This is a genomic window from Glaciimonas sp. PCH181, assembly GCF_003056055.1.
GTDB lineage: Bacteria > Pseudomonadota > Gammaproteobacteria > Burkholderiales > Burkholderiaceae_D > Glaciimonas.
In genome coordinates this window covers 269,943-286,428 of the sequence record NZ_PYFP01000003.1, presented here as the reverse complement: position 1 = coordinate 286,428, position 16,486 = coordinate 269,943, and the positions used below count along the sequence as shown (strand labels likewise).

At 50.6% G+C, this 16,486-nt stretch carries 10 protein-coding genes and 1 other RNA gene; 6 read left to right on the top strand and 5 right to left on the bottom strand.

Going from position 1 to position 16,486, the window contains the following annotated elements:
- The first annotated feature begins 7 nt into the window (after positions 1–7).
- A complete protein-coding gene (locus C7W93_RS21970) occupies positions 8–778 on the top strand; it encodes an ABC transporter ATP-binding protein (RefSeq protein ID WP_108442471.1) in 771 nt (256 codons plus the stop codon).
- Entirely contained in the window at positions 778–1,551 is a 774-nt protein-coding gene (locus C7W93_RS21965) for an ABC transporter ATP-binding protein (protein ID WP_108442470.1), read from the top strand. Before C7W93_RS21970 ends, C7W93_RS21965 begins: the two co-directional genes overlap by 1 nt.
- Before the next feature lie 202 nt (positions 1,552–1,753).
- Here the strand turns inward: C7W93_RS21965 and C7W93_RS21960 are convergent, their stop codons facing one another.
- Positions 1,754–2,839 carry a transglycosylase SLT domain-containing protein gene (locus tag C7W93_RS21960; protein WP_225869997.1) on the bottom strand — a complete coding sequence of 362 codons (1,086 nt, stop codon included), beginning with the start codon at positions 2,837–2,839 and terminating at the stop codon, positions 1,754–1,756.
- 537 nt (positions 2,840–3,376) lie between these two features.
- Between C7W93_RS21960 and ubiD the strand changes: the two genes are divergently transcribed.
- The 4 genes from ubiD to C7W93_RS21940 all read left to right on the top strand — a co-directional run bounded on the left by ubiD (position 3,377) and on the right by C7W93_RS21940 (position 9,803).
- A complete protein-coding gene (gene ubiD / locus C7W93_RS21955; protein ID WP_108442469.1) occupies positions 3,377–4,861 on the top strand; it encodes a 4-hydroxy-3-polyprenylbenzoate decarboxylase in 1,485 nt (494 codons plus the stop codon).
- 111 nt (positions 4,862–4,972) lie between these two features.
- An RNA gene (ffs, locus tag C7W93_RS21950) (signal recognition particle sRNA small type) lies at positions 4,973–5,071 on the top strand.
- 321 nt (positions 5,072–5,392) lie between these two features.
- Positions 5,393–6,535 (top strand): efflux RND transporter periplasmic adaptor subunit, encoded by a 1,143-nt coding sequence (locus tag C7W93_RS21945; protein ID WP_108442468.1) that lies wholly within the window; start codon positions 5,393–5,395, stop codon positions 6,533–6,535.
- Between the two features lie 136 nt (positions 6,536–6,671).
- Positions 6,672–9,803: an efflux RND transporter permease subunit gene (locus C7W93_RS21940; RefSeq protein WP_108442467.1), complete on the top strand. Its 3,132-nt coding sequence runs from the start codon at positions 6,672–6,674 to the stop codon at positions 9,801–9,803.
- A 179-nt stretch (positions 9,804–9,982) separates the two neighbouring features.
- Here the strand turns inward: C7W93_RS21940 and C7W93_RS21935 are convergent, their stop codons facing one another.
- The 4 genes from C7W93_RS21935 to C7W93_RS21920 form a co-directional block, all read right to left on the bottom strand.
- Positions 9,983–11,359 (bottom strand): heavy metal sensor histidine kinase, encoded by a 1,377-nt coding sequence (locus C7W93_RS21935; RefSeq protein WP_108442466.1) that lies wholly within the window; start codon positions 11,357–11,359, stop codon positions 9,983–9,985.
- The gene (locus C7W93_RS21930) at positions 11,356–12,060 is read right to left on the bottom strand and encodes a heavy metal response regulator transcription factor (protein ID WP_108442465.1); all 705 of its coding nucleotides are present in this window, start codon (positions 12,058–12,060) and stop codon (positions 11,356–11,358) included. The genes C7W93_RS21935 and C7W93_RS21930 overlap by 4 nt, the downstream gene beginning before the upstream one ends.
- Before the next feature lie 95 nt (positions 12,061–12,155).
- On the bottom strand, positions 12,156–15,317 hold the full coding sequence (locus C7W93_RS21925; RefSeq protein WP_108442464.1) for an efflux RND transporter permease subunit: 3,162 nt from the start codon (positions 15,315–15,317) through the stop codon (positions 12,156–12,158).
- Positions 15,314–16,483, bottom strand: coding sequence for an efflux RND transporter periplasmic adaptor subunit (locus tag C7W93_RS21920; RefSeq protein WP_108442463.1), 1,170 nt, complete (start codon positions 16,481–16,483; stop codon positions 15,314–15,316). The genes C7W93_RS21925 and C7W93_RS21920 overlap by 4 nt, the downstream gene beginning before the upstream one ends.
- Positions 16,484–16,486: the final 3 nt, after the last annotated feature.

Genomic DNA, 16,486 nt, shown 5'->3' with positions numbered 1-16,486 from the left:
AGGCACCATGAGCGCACAAATTATTCTTCAGATCTCCGGCGTCAATAAGCGGTTTGGTGGCTTGCAGGCATTGTCCGAAGTCAGTATCAAGATTTTGAAGGGCCAGATTTATGGCCTGATCGGTCCAAACGGTGCGGGTAAGACGACTTTCTTTAACGTCATTACCGGTTTGTACCAACCGGACACCGGTTCGTTTGAGTTGGCCGGTAAGCCGTATTCACCATCAGCCCCGCATGAAGTGGCCAAGGCTGGGATTGCCCGTACTTTCCAGAATATTCGTCTGTTCGGTGAAATGACCGCGCTGGAGAATGTCATGGTCGGTTGTCATGTCCGTAGTCATCAGGGTGTCTTCGGTGCGGTGTTCCGTCATCCTGCTGCCAAGCGCGAGGAAGCGGGCATCCGTGCCCGTTCGATGGCGCTGCTGGACTTTGTCGGGATTGCCCGTTTTGCGGAGCGTACGGCGCGTCACTTATCGTATGGCGATCAACGCCGTCTGGAAATTGCGCGGGCATTGGCGACGGAGCCGCAGTTGCTGGCACTGGATGAGCCGGCAGCGGGGATGAACGCGACCGAAAAACTCGGTTTGCGCGAATTGCTGGTCAAAATCAAGAATGAAGGAAAAACCATTTTGCTGATTGAACATGACGTCAAATTGATGATGGGCCTGTGTGACCGCATGACGGTATTGGACTATGGCAAACCGATTGCGGAAGGCTTGCCTGCCGAAATCCAGAAGAATCCGGCCGTGATTGAAGCTTACTTGGGAGGTGGCCACTAATGACTGAGCTCAACGCTGAAGTAAGAGCAGAACCAAAAGCCGTCGTGAAGGCGGAGAATGTTCTACGTATCGAAGGCCTGAAAGTTGCCTACGGGGGGATTCAGGCGGTTAAAGGGATTGATCTGGAAGTCAATCAGGGCGAATTGGTGACGTTGATCGGGGCCAATGGCGCGGGTAAAACTACTACGCTCAAGGCGATCACCGGCACATTGCCGAATTGTAAGGTCGAAGGATCGTTGCATTACATGGGCGAGGCGATCAAAGGCAGCCGTTCGTTTGATCTGGTCAAGCAAAATCTGGCGATGGTGCCGGAAGGGCGCGGGGTATTTACCCGTATGAGCATCCATGAGAATTTACTGATGGGCGCGTATATCCGCGACGATAAAGCCGGTGTCGATGCTGATATCGAGAAATGGTTTGGCGTGTTTCCGCGTTTGAAAGAACGTGCGGCGCAGATGGCGGGAACGCTGTCGGGCGGTGAGCAGCAGATGCTGGCGATGGCACGCGCCTTGATGAGTCATCCGAAACTGTTGTTGCTGGATGAGCCATCGATGGGGCTATCCCCGATCATGGTCGAGAAAATCTTTGAAGTGATCCGGACCGTCTCGGCGCAAGGCATCACGATTTTGCTAGTCGAGCAGAACGCGAAACTGGCACTGGAAGCAGCCCATCGCGGTTATGTGATGGATTCAGGTCTGGTGACGATGAGTGGTCATGCCAAGGATATGTTGAATGATCCGAAGGTCAAGGCGGCTTATCTGGGCGAAGGCTAAGCTAGCGTCTTTTACCTTGTTGTGATGCCTGGAACGGGTTGGACCTGATTCAGGCTGATGCAACAAGGGAGTTAGCGGAACAAGATTGGATTAAAGAAGCATAAAAAAAGGAGCCTCAGGCTCCTTTTTTATTACTCATACCGATACGCATCAAAATAGACAGATACACCTCAAAATGTATTCGGTTTTATTTTTAAACGATTTAGATAATAGACAATTGATCAACCGAGGCTGATTGTTGCAGAGGCTGATCTTTCATCCCTATCGCTGCTTCCGCTGGCACTATCGCATCGCTAGGAATAACAGGCGCTTGCGTGGCTACCGGTGTCTGGCGCTGTTTTGGCACGGCAATTGGAGCCATGCTGCCGCCGGATGGTACGTTCTTTCCGGTAGCGACATCTTGCAGGCGGCGATATTCAGCAAGTACACGATTTCCGTAACCGCCATCGGTGGCAAATGCAGCCGCGCCGACATAGCGTTTCAGACCTGCTTCAATCGATCCGCCTTGCGTCACGTAATCTTTCAGGATTTGCGAGCCGACTTTGATGTTAGCAGCTGGATTGAGCGCGGCCTTCACGCCACCAAAATTTTCAAACTTTTCTTGATGAATCTTCGACATTACCTGCATCAGGCCTTGTGCGCCGACCGGGCTTTCGGCAAATGGGTTAAAGCCGGATTCGATTGCCATTACTGCCAAAATAAGCAGCGGGTCGAGTTTGGTTTCTTTCGCAGTTTTATAGGCAGTGCTAACAAACATATTCGTTGCATCGCCTGCTACGCGATAACGCTTCGATAGCCAGTTGGTAACCCATTGCTGTTGATGCGCATCGGCTACTCGCACCGTTTTGAGGCCCGCTTTATCCGTGTGAAGTTGCGTAGACTTATTGATGGCCTCGGCCATTGCGGTCAAATTGTTGGCTTTGCGGGCTTCCATATCGACTGTATCAACGGCTTCACGCGATGCGATAGCATTTGGTGCTGCTGATGCGGTATTGCCATTAGCGTCTTGATGGCCAAATATCGGCAATCCTTTGATCTGTACAGCTAACTCCGGTTTAACGGTCAGGGCGGTGGCACCCATGATGGAAATCAGACTGACAATCAGGACGACCATTCCAGCATTGCTGCTGTTGCTAATGAAATCACCTAAAGTGCCGCGTACAGCCAATAATGCATTTGATGTTGCGTGGGCAGATTGATTGCCGATTTGCTTAAGTGCTTCTAGTGGTGTCTGACTAGGGCCGACTCTGACCCGAGTAGTTCCTACTTTTATTGAACGAGCTAACAAACTGAACCTCCTGATCGTTGCGGTGCATACAGTGGCCTCAGAGAGACACGAAAGCTAAAACAACAGCTATATCCTGCATGCAACGTAATCAATATCGCTTGGCGCTTACTACATTTTTACATTGCGCAAAACGTCGTGATGTTTGCAGTCGACTGGTGGTTCGGAGCCGATGAGTCGTTAATGCGACGGGCTCCTGGAAAATATTCAACATTTAATTAAATGTGCCGACCAGTTGCAAACAAATTTTTTGGGGAGAAGGCTGACGCCTTTTGAAAATCATCCTTAAAATAATGTCATGTGGGACCCCAATCCCGTGGGTGTTGAGAGCCTGGAAAAGGGTTTTTGACCCTTCCAAGGTTCATCAAGGTTGCCGCGCATTGTAGGGGGCGGTTTATATCAAGTCAACACTATAAAAAAGAAATTACATTACTTTTATGTCTAATGATTGTGGCGATAAGAAAGTAAAAGTCAATAAAATCAATGGCTTGGCTCTAATGCTTAAATTGTAGGCTTCACAAATAGAAACATTCAAAACCCATGAAATATACAGATTTACGTGATTTTATTGTCAAATTAGAACAGTTGGGAGAGTTGAAACAGGTGTCTGTGCCTGTTTCGCCAAATTTGGAGATGACAGAAATATGCGATCGGACCCTGCGCGCCGCCGGTCCTGCTTTGTTATTTCAAAAGCCAACGGGCCATACAATACCGGTTCTGGGCAATCTTTTCGGGACCCCAAGACGGGTGGCATTGGGTATGGGAGTCGACGACGTCAGCGAGTTGCGCCGCATCGGCCATGTTTTGGCGCGTTTGAAAGAACCCGAGCCGCCTAAAGACTTCAAAGATTTGCTTGGGCTGGGTTCGTTGGTGAAGTCGCTGTGGGATATGGCACCGAAAGAGCGCCGTTCGGCACCTTGTCAGGAGATCGTCTGGGAAGGCAATGATGTCGATCTGGCCCGTTTGCCGATTCAGCATTGCTGGCCGGGTGATGTCGCGCCATTGATTACCTGGGGTTTAGTGATCACTAAAGGTCCGCACAAAAAGCGTCAGAACCTTGGCATTTACAGGCAGCAGGTGCTGTCTCGCAATAAGGTCATTATGCGCTGGCTGGCGCATCGTGGCGGCGCGCTGGATTTTCGTGAGCATGCAATCGCCACTGGCGGAAAACCTTATCCGGTCGCCGTAGCGCTGGGCGCGGATCCGGCTACTATATTAGGTGCAGTGACGCCGGTGCCGGATAGTTTGTCCGAATATCAATTTGCCGGATTGTTGCGCGGCAGTCGGACCGAGTTGGTGAAGGCAATTGGCAGTGAATTGCGCGTGCCAGCCTCGGCAGAAATTGTGCTGGAAGGGCATATTAATCCTGATCCTAATCATCCTTCCGGCTATGAGATGGCATTAGAAGGTCCCTTTGGCGACCATACTGGCTATTACAACGAGCAAGATTATTTTCCGGTGTTTACCATCGACCGGATTACGATGCGCCCATCGCCGATTTATCACTCTACCTATACCGGGAAACCGCCGGATGAACCGGCTGTTCTTGGTGTGGCGCTGAATGAGGTTTTTATCCCTTTATTGCAAAAGCAGTTTTCAGAAATCATCGATTTCTATTTGCCTCCAGAAGGCTGTAGCTATCGCATGGCCGTCGTGCAAATTAAGAAAGCCTATGCCGGACATGCCAAGCGAGTGATGTTTGGTGTGTGGAGTTTTTTGCGGCAATTTATGTACACCAAATTTATTATCGTGGTGGATGAGGATGTCAATATTCGTGACTGGAATGAAGTCATTTGGGCGATTACGACAAGGGTTGATCCACTGCGTGACACTACGCTGGTTGACAATACGCCGATAGATTATCTGGACTTTGCTTCGCCGGTGAGCGGTCTGGGTAGCAAGATGGGCATCGATGCGACGAATAAATGGCCGGGTGAAACTACGCGGGAATGGGGCACGACCATAAAGATGTCGGATGCGGTCAAAACAAGAGTGGATCAGATTTGGCAGGAATTAGGGTTATAAGCAATTTTTATCGGGGCTTGAGGTCAAGCTCCGATCCATTTCTTCGCCATCTGGCGCTGGCAATACAAAAAAGCGCTGTCAGGCTTGCTTTGATGCGGTACAATTCTGGCTGGCGGGCCCCTGCGCATTGTGGCATGGTGAATCTGGTCAGGTCGGGAACGAAGCAGCCACAGCTATTTCCCGCAAGTGCCGCAGACAAGGCTCGCCTCTTTAATTTCTCTCAGTTTTTCTTTATTCTTCCCCGGTTCTCCATTTAGCGTATAGATGTTGTTCTAGCAGTGCTTGAACTTGCCAGATTATTGCGCGTTTATTAGCAAAAGCCAGGCTTTAAGCTAGCAGAAAAATAATTGTAAAAGCACTGAGAAGTTGTCAATACTCGCTGGTGTACTCCACGCTTCAAATAATAATGTCTATCATTCGGCTGGTTAGGGACAAAAATCTCCTGTCCCGGGAATTTCGCTGCCTGTTTTGCGTTATATTTTGTGTCAACATTTCCGTACGACCTCATGTAAAGCTTCCAGAATTTTTCCTATGCGCGTTTCCTATAAGTATTCTCTTATTTTTGCGGCCCTTGTGATCCTCGGATTGGCCGGTTATTTTGGCTTTGGAGGGAAGTTTGGCAAATCTGCTTCAATCAACGAACAAATCGCCCAAATAGTCAGAACCAGTCGGGCAGAGCAAAAAACTGTTCCGATTACCGTCTCTGCGAATGGCTACGTTACTGCTATTAATACCGTGGATGTGCGCCCACAGATTCAAAACGTGGTGCAGCAGGTGCATGTGCGGGAAGGTCAGGACGTAAAGGCGAATCAACTCTTATTTACGCTTGATGCACGGACAGATAATTCTGGCGTGGATAAGGCGAGGGCGCAGTTGGCAACCGACAAAGCCATGCTGGTCGATGCTGAAATGGCCTTGAAACGGAATCAGGAGTTACTCGCGCAAAAATTTGTTTCGCAAGCCGTGGTGGATAGCGCACAAAACAAGGTCAACTCATTACTTAGTGTCGTCGTAGCCGATCAGGCCGTCGTCCAGTCCAGCAGTATTGCGCTGAGTTTTAATAAAATTAATGCCAGCATTAGTGGTCGTATCGGCGCGATCAGTGTGCACCCAGGCAGTCTGGCGCAGCCAAGCGGGGTGCCAATGGTAACGATATCGCAACTCGATCCGATTGCAGTCAGTTTTTCGCTGCCGGAAAAAGAACTACAGTCGATACGCGCCAGTTATCCAGATGGAAATGCCCCTGTTGCTGTCCAATTGTCGCCTACGCAGCAATTAGTCGGAAAATTGATTTTTATCGACAATACTGCCGATACGCAAAGCGGCACTATTCGTATGAAGGCCCAGTTTGAGAATGACAAACGCGTGATGTGGCCCGGAACGTACGTAAATATCAGCCTGGTTTCCAGAACGCTTAACGATGCGGTGGTGATCCCGGCGCAGTCTATCGTGACCGGTCCTACTAATAAGTTCGTGTATCTGGTGAATCAGGACGAGACCGTGACGATGCAGCCCTTGGTAGTCGTGGAAACGACTAGCGGTCAAGCGGTCGTGACCGGGCTGAAAGTCGGTAGCCGCGTCGTGATTGAGGGAATGCAAAATCTGCGGCCGGGCGCTTCGATAAAAGAGGCCAAGACAAAACCAGCTAACCCTGCCAAGGAAGTTGCCATCTAAGGGCGCTGGCTTGCAATGACTTGCACTGACCTTCATTTCGCCGTGCAGTGGCAATTGCGTATAAACGCGCCACTGCGCAAACTCAGCATGGTGCGTGCAGCCTGACGAGCCTGACCTAATCAGCAGAAAAAATAACGTGAATATTTCCGAACTGTGTATCCGCCGTCCGATCATGACTGTATTGCTATCGGTAGCGATTGTGGTCTTGGGGATTTTCTCCTATTCCAAATTACCTATCGCGGCGCTGCCGAGTTACAACACCCCCGTCATTAACGTTAGTGGATCATTGCCGGGTGCCAGTCCGGAAATCATGGCCGCATCGGTCGCCACGCCGCTAGAAAAGCAGTTTTCAACGATTCCCGGACTGGCAACGATCAGCTCCACCAATACCCTCGGTAGCACCTCAATTACCCTAGAATTTAATTCAGACCGCGATATCGACGCAGCAGCCGTTGATGTGCAAGCCGCGCTATTGCGTGCGCAGCGCAATTTGCCGATCGAAATGACGTCCTTGCCCGCCTATCGCAAAGTTAATCCGGCGGATGCGCCGGTACTCTTGTTAGGACTGACTTCGCCATCCATATCATTAGCTGAGCTGGATGACTATGCCGAGAATTTGATCTCGCCATCGCTGTCGACGATTGCTGGTGTCGCGCAGGTGGCCGTCTACGGTCAGCGTCGTTATGCAGTGCGCGTGAAGGCAAGACCCGATCAATTAGCAGCACGTAATATGACCATGGATGAGTTGGCGGCAGCGATCAAAGCGGCCAATGCGAATAGTCCGGTTGGCGTATTGGATGGGCCGCGTCAAAGTTTGACGATACAGGCGAATAAACAACTCGCTAACGCCGCAGCATTCTCCAATCTGGTGATCAAAAGTCAGGATGGCTCCAGCATGCGCCTGAAGGATGTGGCGGATGTAGAAGATAGCGTCGAAACTACCAAGAGCGGCAGTTGGGTGAATGGCGAGCCTTCTATTATTTTGGCAGTCCAGCGCCAGCCGGATGCGAATACGGTTGCGGTCGTTGATGCGGTAAAAGCGACTTTACCGCAATTTAAGTCGCAAATGCCAGCCTCGATCAACGTGCATGTGTTGAACGACAGATCAGTCTCGATTCGAGATGCAATTGCCGACGTCAAGCACACATTGGTGCTGACGGTGGTGTTGGTGATTATGGTTATCTTTTTGTTTCTCAAGCGTTTATCGGCCACTGCGATACCGGTTTTATCTTTACCTATTTCATTGATTGGCTGTTGCGCATTGATGCTGTGGCTGGGATACAGCCTGGACAATATTTCATTGCTGGCGATTACGATTGCGGTCGGTTTGGTGGTGGATGACGCGATTGTGATGCTGGAAAATATTGTGCGTTACGTCGAGCAGGGTATGGAGCCGATGGCGGCAGCGCTGAAGGGATCGAAGGAAGTTGGCTTCACGATCATGTCGATTTCTATCTCGCTAGTCGCTGTTTTTATTCCGATATTTTTTATGCCGGGCGTGATTGGCTTAATGTTTCATGAGTTCGCCGCAGTCGTTTCGCTGGCGATTATGGTCTCGGCGCTGGTGTCGTTGACGTTGGTGCCTATGCTGTGCAGCCGCTATTTAAAACACGAAAATCATGTGGAAGATGGCTGGCTAAGCCGGAAATTCGAACAAGGTTTTCATGCTGTTTTGAATACATATACGCGCGGTCTTGATTGGTGCCTGGATCATCGGCGCTGGATATTGGCCGGTGCGGCTGCAACATTCATGTTGACGGGCGTGCTATTCGCGACTAGTCCCAAAGGTTTTTTTCCGACCGAAGACATCGGACAAATCAGCGCGACAGTGGAAGGGCCGCAAGATATCTCGTACCCGGCGATGGTTACCATGGTGCGTAACGCTGCTGAAATTGTTGGAAAAGATCCGAATGTCGAGAGCGTTACGTCCCGCGTCAGCGGCAGCAACAGTAATAGCGGCTCGATGTTCATTGGTTTAAAGGCGCGCAAGGACCGCCAGACGATGGATCAGGTACTAGAAGGCTTGCGCGGAAAATTGCGTGGCGTGGCCGGTATGTCGGCTTATCTGACGCCAGTACAAAATTTACGTCTGGGTGGACGCTCAAGCAAAAGTCGCTATCAATACACCTTGCAAAGCGTGCGTGCTGATGAGTTGAACAGTTGGGCGGATCGGATACAAGAAAAAATGCGCGCCGATACGATGTTTCGCGATGTGACCAGCGACTCGCAAATGAATGGATTGCAGGCCAGCATTGATATTGATCGCGATCGCGCCAATGACGCTGGCGTGCAGATTGATGACATCCGCACTGCGCTCTACAGTGCTTATGGTGACCGTCAGGTCTCTACTATTTTTACGAGTAGCAATAGTTATCAGGTCATTTTGCAGAGTAATAATTCCGGTCACCAGGATGAGGAAGACCTAAATAAAATTTACCTCCGCAGTAAAACCGGTGCGCTGGTGCCGTTGCTGAGTGTCGCGACGGTGAAACGTGAACCAACGGCTATCTCGGTGAATCATCAGGGGCAATTGCAGGCGATAACGATTTCGTTCAATCTGGCACCCGACGTGCCGCTTGGTAACGCGAGTCAAAAAATCGATCAGATTAAAGCGGAACTTGATTTACCCGCTAGCATCATTGCGAGTTACGGTGGCGATGCCGCAGTATTTCAATCTTCCCAAAGTAGTCAGGTAGCTTTGCTGGTATTGGCGGTGGCGGTGATTTATATTTTGCTTGGCGTGTTATACGAAAGTTATATTCATCCGTTGACGATTTTGGCGGGCTTGCCATCTGCGGCGATTGGGGCGTTACTGGCGTTACGGATTTTTGGTTTTGAGTTGACATTGATTGCGACGATTGGGATTTTGATGCTGATCGGGATCGTCAAGAAAAACGCGATTATGATGATCGATTTCGCGCTTGATGCGCAGCGTAATCAGGGGATGACACCGGTAGAAGCGATTCGTACTGCGTGTATTTTACGTTTCCGCCCGATCATGATGACTACGCTGGCAGCCTTGATGGGCGCGATTCCGATTGCATTGGGGTTGGGGGCCGGGGCAGAATTGCGGCAGCCGTTGGGTGTGGCAATCGTTGGTGGTTTGCTGGTATCGCAGGTAATAACTTTATTCATTACTCCGGTAATTTATTTGTTATTGGATCGCTATAGTGGTACTGGGCCATTGGTGTTTGCTGGCGATAGTATTCCGGTTGGAGAGTTGGGAATATCGCGGGAAGCGCAGCCGGTAGTATCACAAACACGTTAATTTGGAGAGGCAAATATGTCCGCTACTTTTACTTTAGATCCTACGCGTAGTGCTTTGTTGGTAATGGATTTTCAGACACCGATTTTAGGACTATTGGAGGATGCCGCCCCCCCCCGGCTTGCTTCAACGGGGCACAACCCGTGTCAATTACAACCGAACTGAACTGAACTGAACTGAACTCACGCCACCTTCACACTAAATCCAATAGTAGTCATTCCATCCTCACAAGAAGCAAACACTCCCCCGCCATGCATATTGGCGACTGCTCTCACAATAGCCAATCCCAACCCATACCCATGCTGCAACCCCTGATCGTGGCGCGCAGCATCAACCCGATAAAACCGGTCAAATAATCGATTTAAATGCGCTTCAGGAATCGGCTCGCCGGGATTAGACACCGCAATCTGAATCGCATTTTCCTGCCGCGTAATAGTCACAATAATCTCCGCACCAACACCCGAATGTTGAATCGCATTCTGCAAAAGATTACTGATAGCCCGGCGAAACAACGCAGTTTCGATAGGCGCTTCAACGCCAACATCCCCCCCAATGCTGACAGTCATACCGCCATCATCAAGAATGAACTCAAAAAATTCCACAGTCTTACTGACCTGTAACGCAATTGACGCCACAATCAATCCAGTGGCCGGTTCGCCCTGATCCGCGCGCGCCAGAAACAACATGTCGTTAATGATCGAGCGCACCCGCTCCAGATCCTCAAGATTCGATTGCAGAACCTCCTGAAACTCCCCCGCATTGCGTTCTCGCGATAACGCAACCTGCGTCGTCCCGATGATATTTGCCAACGGCGTGCGCAGTTCGTGCGCCACGTCCGCATTAAATCCTTCGAGTTGTTTGTACGCGTTTTCTATCCGATCCAACGCCCCGTTGAAAGTCGTCGCCAAATCAGACAACTCATCCGGCAGGCGCGCAACTTGCAAACGTTGCGAAAGCGCTTTCGGACTAAATCCCTGTGCCTCAATAGAAAGCTGTTTCAATGGCCGTAAACCAACCCGCGCAATCCAATAACCCAGCAGCATGACCAAGGCAATGCCGACCAACGATAAACTAAGCAACGCAATTACAAACGCGTGCAGCGTATGAAAATACGGCTCCAAATCGATACCGACGATCAATCGTACCGGCGGCCTTTCATCCAGGGCCGCGATAGTTTTCGTCATCGTTCGCAATGGATATTCGCGTTTGCGTAACAGAATAGTTCCCGAGCCATCGGGATCGCGCTCCAGATTATCAATTTCGGCAAGCCCCTGCCCAAACTGAAAGCGTGAATCATCGCTGAGTATCCAGAAGTGTTTACTGCCATCGGTTGGCGTCAAGGCATCCAGTTTTGCTCGCACTCGTGGCCAGCGCTCGGCGCTGCCGTTATGCTGAATCATGTATTGAATATCCTGAAACAGGGTATGCAATTCTTCCTGTTGATGTCGTTCCAGTTCTCTTTGGACAACGCTATACAGCGACATACCGATCATCGAAAAAATCAATAAAGCGGCCGCTGCAAACATCGTCACCAAACGCACTGTGATGGAACGCTTCATTCGGTTTTCTCATCCTTGCGCAGTTCCAACACGTAACCCATACCGCGTATGGTATGCAGTAATTTCGGCGTGAATGGAATATCCATCTTGGTCCGCAACCGTTTAATGGCAACTTCGACGACATTCGTATTACTGTCGAAATTCATATCCCAGACCAACTCGGCAATCGCTGTCTTTGACAGAATTTCACCTTGCCGCCGCGCTAACACCACCAATAAAGAAAATTCTTTGGCTGTCAGATCGATGCGGGTATTGCTGCCATCCTCGCTATTCGTGCGATAAGCCTTGCGGCTGAGCAGATCGATTTGCAGATTGCCGATCCGGAGTTGACTGGGTTCTTGCGTTCTGCCGCGGCGCGCCAATGCTTGCAAGCGTGCCAGAAGTTCGAGAAACGAAAATGGCTTGATCAGATAATCGTCCGCGCCATCATGCAAACCCTTGATGCGATCTTCGATGCTATCGCGGGCGGTCAGCATGATGACCGGTGTGTGTTTAATGGCGCGCAATGCGCGTAATACAGAAAATCCGTCAATCCCGGGCAGCATGACATCGAGCACGATCACATCGTAATCATGCTGCAATCCCAAGTGCTGACCGTCGATACCGTTATGTGCCAGGTCAACTGTGCAGCCTTGCTCAGTCAAGCCTTTATAAAGGTACTCGGCGGTCTTCAATTCATCTTCGACTATCAGGATTTTCATTCTTGGGGCATTCTCCGCTATATCTTATCGGCCAGACATCGGCGCATCTTTGTATCGACGCAACCGAAGTCTTATCGCCAACGATTGCATCATTTTCACTCTAGCACGGGGACTGTTTCCTTCGCAGTTTCCTTGCGTTCTTTGCGCGTTTTTTTGCGACCTTCGTACCAGAAATGGGCGCGATCCAGATACAAATAAACGACCGGGGTGGTGAATAGTGTCAGTATTTGCGACAGAATCAATCCGCCTACCATCGCATAACCTAGCGGTCGGCGCAATTCTGATCCCGCACCGTGGCCCAACATCAATGGCAACCCGCTGAGCAATGCGCACATAGTCGTCATCATGATGGGGCGGAACCGTAACAAGCATGCCTGAAAAATTGCTTCCTCTGGTTTCATGCCCTTTTCACGCTCGGCAGTGAGCGCGAAATCGACCATCATGATGCCATTTTTCTTCACAATCCCGATCAATAATATGATCCCGATCAAGGCAATCACGCTGAGATCATAGCCGCCCAGCATCAGGATCAGCAAGGCCCCGACCCCCGCCGACGGCAACGTAGACAGAATAGTCAATGGATGGATGTAACTCTCGTACAGCAAACCTAGCACGATATATACGGCTACCAACGCCGCTGCGATCAGATATGGCTGTGACGATAACGAATCGCCGAACGCCTTTGCCGCGCCCTGGAAAGCACCGGTTAAGGTATGCGGTACGCCCATTTCATCCTGTGCTTTTTGGATCGCGGTGACCGCATCCCCAAGCGCCACGCCGGGGGCCAGGTTGAATGAGATCGTTACAGCTGGGAACTGACTTTGATGACTGATCGACAAATAACCTGTTTTGGTCGTATCCACTTTGATAAACGTGGAAACAGGGATTTGTTGCCCCGTCAGTGGCGATGTCACATACAACTTGTCAAACAATGCCGGATCGGTTTGCAGCTTTGGCGTTACTTCCAACACGACGTGATAGCTGTTTACTTGCGTGAAGTATTGCGCGACCTGACGCTGACCAATCGCGTCATAAATGGTGGAGTCGATTAGTGCTGGCGAAATACCAAAACTGGATGCACGCGCCCGGTCGATAGTCAGTGTGGCAGTTGCCGCCGCATTTTGTTGATCGGAGGCGAGGTCAGTTAATGCTGGCAATTGTTTGAAGCGCGCTAGTAATTTCGGTGCCCAGACGTCCAGCTCACTCAATGAAGAGTCGGTAATCGTGTATTGATATTGCGTCCGCGCCAGACGGCCGCCGACGTTGATATCTTGTCCGGCTTGCAAGAACAGATTGACGCCCTGAATTTTGGCGACTTGAGTACGCAAACGGGTAATCACTTCATCCGCGGTTGCTGTACGTCCCTCGTCTTTTGGCTTCAGGCTGATAAAGAAGTTACCGGTGTTAAACGTCGCCTGACCGCCGCTCATCCCGAATCCGGTGACATCCGGATCTTGTCGAATCACATCGGCTAGTTTCAACATTCTGTCATTCATCGAAGAAAAGGAAGCGTCCTGCGCCGATTCGGCAAAACCGAAAACGAAGCCAGTGTCTTGCTGCGGGAAAAAGCCTTTGGGAATGATAATAAACAGCACGACGGTTGCCGCCAATGTGCAGAAAAATACGCACAAAGTAATGAATTGATGGCGTAACACGACCATCAATCCACGTTTATAGCCGTTCAGCATTGCATCGAATGCATGTTCAAACCACAGCGCCAGACGGCCATGTTTTTCGTCGTGATGGTTGCGCAGAAAGCGCGAACACAACATCGGCGTCAGGGTTAATGAAATGATCACCGATACGGCGATGGTGAGCGTGACGGTGATCGCAAATTCACGGAAAAGACGTCCGACGATGCCGCCCATCAACAGCAATGGGATGAACACAGCGACTAGCGAAACAGAAATCGAAATAATCGTGAAACCGATTTCGCCTGCGCCCTTGTAGGCGGCTTCCATCGGCGTCATGCCTTCTTCGACATAGCGATAAATATTTTCCAACATCACAATCGCATCATCGACCACAAAACCGACTGCGATCGTGAGTGCCATCAACGACAAATTATCCAGACTAAAACCGACCAGATACATGATCGCGGCGGTTCCCATCAGGGCCAATGGCACGGTAACGCTGGGGATTAATGTCGCTGGAACGTTGCGCAGGAACATAAAAATAACCATCACGACCAAGGCAATTGTCAGCATCAGTGTGAGTTCTACATCCAGTACGGAAGCGCGGATAGTCTGGGTACGGTCGATCAGTGTATTGACGCGCACCGATGGCGGAATCGCAGCCTGAAGGCGCGGCAGGGCGGCCTTAATCCGGTCTACCGTTTCAATCACGTTAGCGCCCGGTTGTTTCGTAATCGCCAGCACGATTGAGCGGCCATTGATCACGGTACTGTCAGCAGGCGCTGCTTTACCGGCATAGGCCCATCCGGCCACTTTGACGTTTTCTGGGGCATCTATGGCTATACCGATATCGCGGACCCGCACCGGGGCACCATTTTTGTACGCCAACACCATGTCATTCCACGGTTTGGCTTTTAGCAACTGGTCATTGGTGTAGACGGTAAAACTTTGCCGGTCGCCATCGATCGTCCCTTTCGGCTGATTGACCGTGGTGCTGGCGATGACGCCGCGGATATCTTCAAGATTCATTCCCAACGCGGAAAGTTTGGTGGGATCAACCTGAATCCGTATCGCAGGCTTTTGCGCACCGCCGATATTTACCAGTCCGACGCCGGTAATCTGTGAAATCTGTTGCGCCAAAATATTATCGGCGTAGTCGTTGACTTCAATCAATGGCAACGTCGACGATTGCACCGCCATCACCAAAATCGGTGAGTCAGCAGGATTGATTTTTCGGAACGTAGGCGGGTTTGGCAAGTTAGCCGGAAGTTGGCCGCTGGATGCGTTAATCGCGGCCTGTACATCCAGCGCAGCGGCATCGATATTCCGGTTCAAATCGAATTGCAGCGTAATTTGAGATGAGCCAAGCGCGCTGGTCGAGGTCATTTGCGACAGACCTGCGATTAACGAAAATTGTCGTTCTAGCGGTTGGGCAACATTCGATGCCATCGTTTCTGGATTAGCACCAGGCAGATTCGCCGATACCTGGATGGTTGGAAAATCGACCTGCGGCAACGGTGCGACTGGCAGCAAAGGCCAGACCGCGATGCCGACTAGCATAATAGCAATTGCGAGAAGCGTGGTCCCGATGGGTCGCTTGATAAAGGCAGCCGAGATACTCAATTGGCCGCTCCTTTTGGCGGTGCGCTGGCAGGCGTATTTTCAATAATTTTCACGCCCGGCTTGAGTTTATATTGGCCGTCGATGACGACCTTTTGACCCGTTTTCAGACCTTTGTCGATAACAGCGATGCCGTCCTGACTTTGTAACACATGAACGGGCTGCGGTTGCGCTACCTCATTGGCGTCGACGGCATAGACGTAAGTACCGGTCTGACCACGTTGCACAGCTGCGGCCGGGATAGTTAATGCTTGCGATAAATCAGCCAGATATAGACGCACATTGATATATTGACCGGGCCACAAGACATGCGTCGGATTATCAAAAGTTGCTTTTAATTGGACGGTGCCAGAAGTGGTATCGATCTGATTATTAAGCAACGTGAGGTGACCGTTGGCTAGCGCTTCATTGCTGTTGCGATCAAAGGCTGACACTTTTAATTGCTGGTGATTTCCTTGTAGCGTTTTATTGATTTGCTGGAAGTTATCCTCAGGCAAAGTGAATATAGTCGTGATCGGATCGATCTGATTAATCACCACCAGCCCATTGGCATCGGCGGCGTGCACAATATTGCCAGCATCGACCAGACGCGCACCGACGCGACCGCTAATCGGCGCGTTGATAGTGGTGTAACTGAGCTGAACTTTGGCGAAGCTGATTTGCGCATCGTCTGTTTTCAATGCGGCGTCAAGTTGGCTCACCAACGCTTTTTGCGTATCCAGCGTTTGCTGCGTCGCGGCGTCTTGCTGGCGCAACACTGTATAGCGTTGCAAATCCAGTTTGGCGTTGCTTAACTGTGCCTGATCTTTGGTTTTTTGTGCTTGCGCTTGTTCAAGTTGCGCTTGCACGGCACGTGGATCAATCTGGGCCAGCAGCTGACCTGCTTTGACATCTTGGCCTTCAGTAAATCCGACTTTGTCGAGTTGCCCGTCAATCCGCGTTCTGACGATGACACTGGCATTGGCGGTGACCGTGCCGACGCCTGTCAGATAGATCGGCACATCTTGCTGCTTAACTAGTGCAGTCGTTGCTTCTACCGGCGGATTTTCTTCTACTGGCGCAGCGGTGTTGGCTTTGTGTCGCTCGCTCCAGATACCGGCAGCAATGACTAGCAACAGTACAGCGCCGATGATATGCGTCGAGCGTCGGCGGAAAAATGGTGTGGACATGTT

Excerpts from the sequence above, each read along its gene's own strand:
- C7W93_RS21920 (WP_108442463.1), bottom strand. The coding sequence starts at position 16,483 with ATGTCCACACCATTTTTCCGCCGACGCTCGACGCATATCATCGGCGCT.
- C7W93_RS21935 (WP_108442466.1), bottom strand. The coding sequence starts at position 11,359 with ATGAAGCGTTCCATCACAGTGCGTTTGGTGACGATGTTTGCAGCGGCC.
- ubiD (WP_108442469.1), top strand. The coding sequence starts at position 3,377 with ATGAAATATACAGATTTACGTGATTTTATTGTCAAATTAGAACAGTTG.
- C7W93_RS21930 (WP_108442465.1), bottom strand. The coding sequence starts at position 12,060 with ATGAAAATCCTGATAGTCGAAGATGAATTGAAGACCGCCGAGTACCTT.
- C7W93_RS21970 (WP_108442471.1), top strand. The coding sequence starts at position 8 with ATGAGCGCACAAATTATTCTTCAGATCTCCGGCGTCAATAAGCGGTTT.
- C7W93_RS21965 (WP_108442470.1), top strand. The coding sequence starts at position 778 with ATGACTGAGCTCAACGCTGAAGTAAGAGCAGAACCAAAAGCCGTCGTG.
- C7W93_RS21945 (WP_108442468.1), top strand. The coding sequence starts at position 5,393 with ATGCGCGTTTCCTATAAGTATTCTCTTATTTTTGCGGCCCTTGTGATC.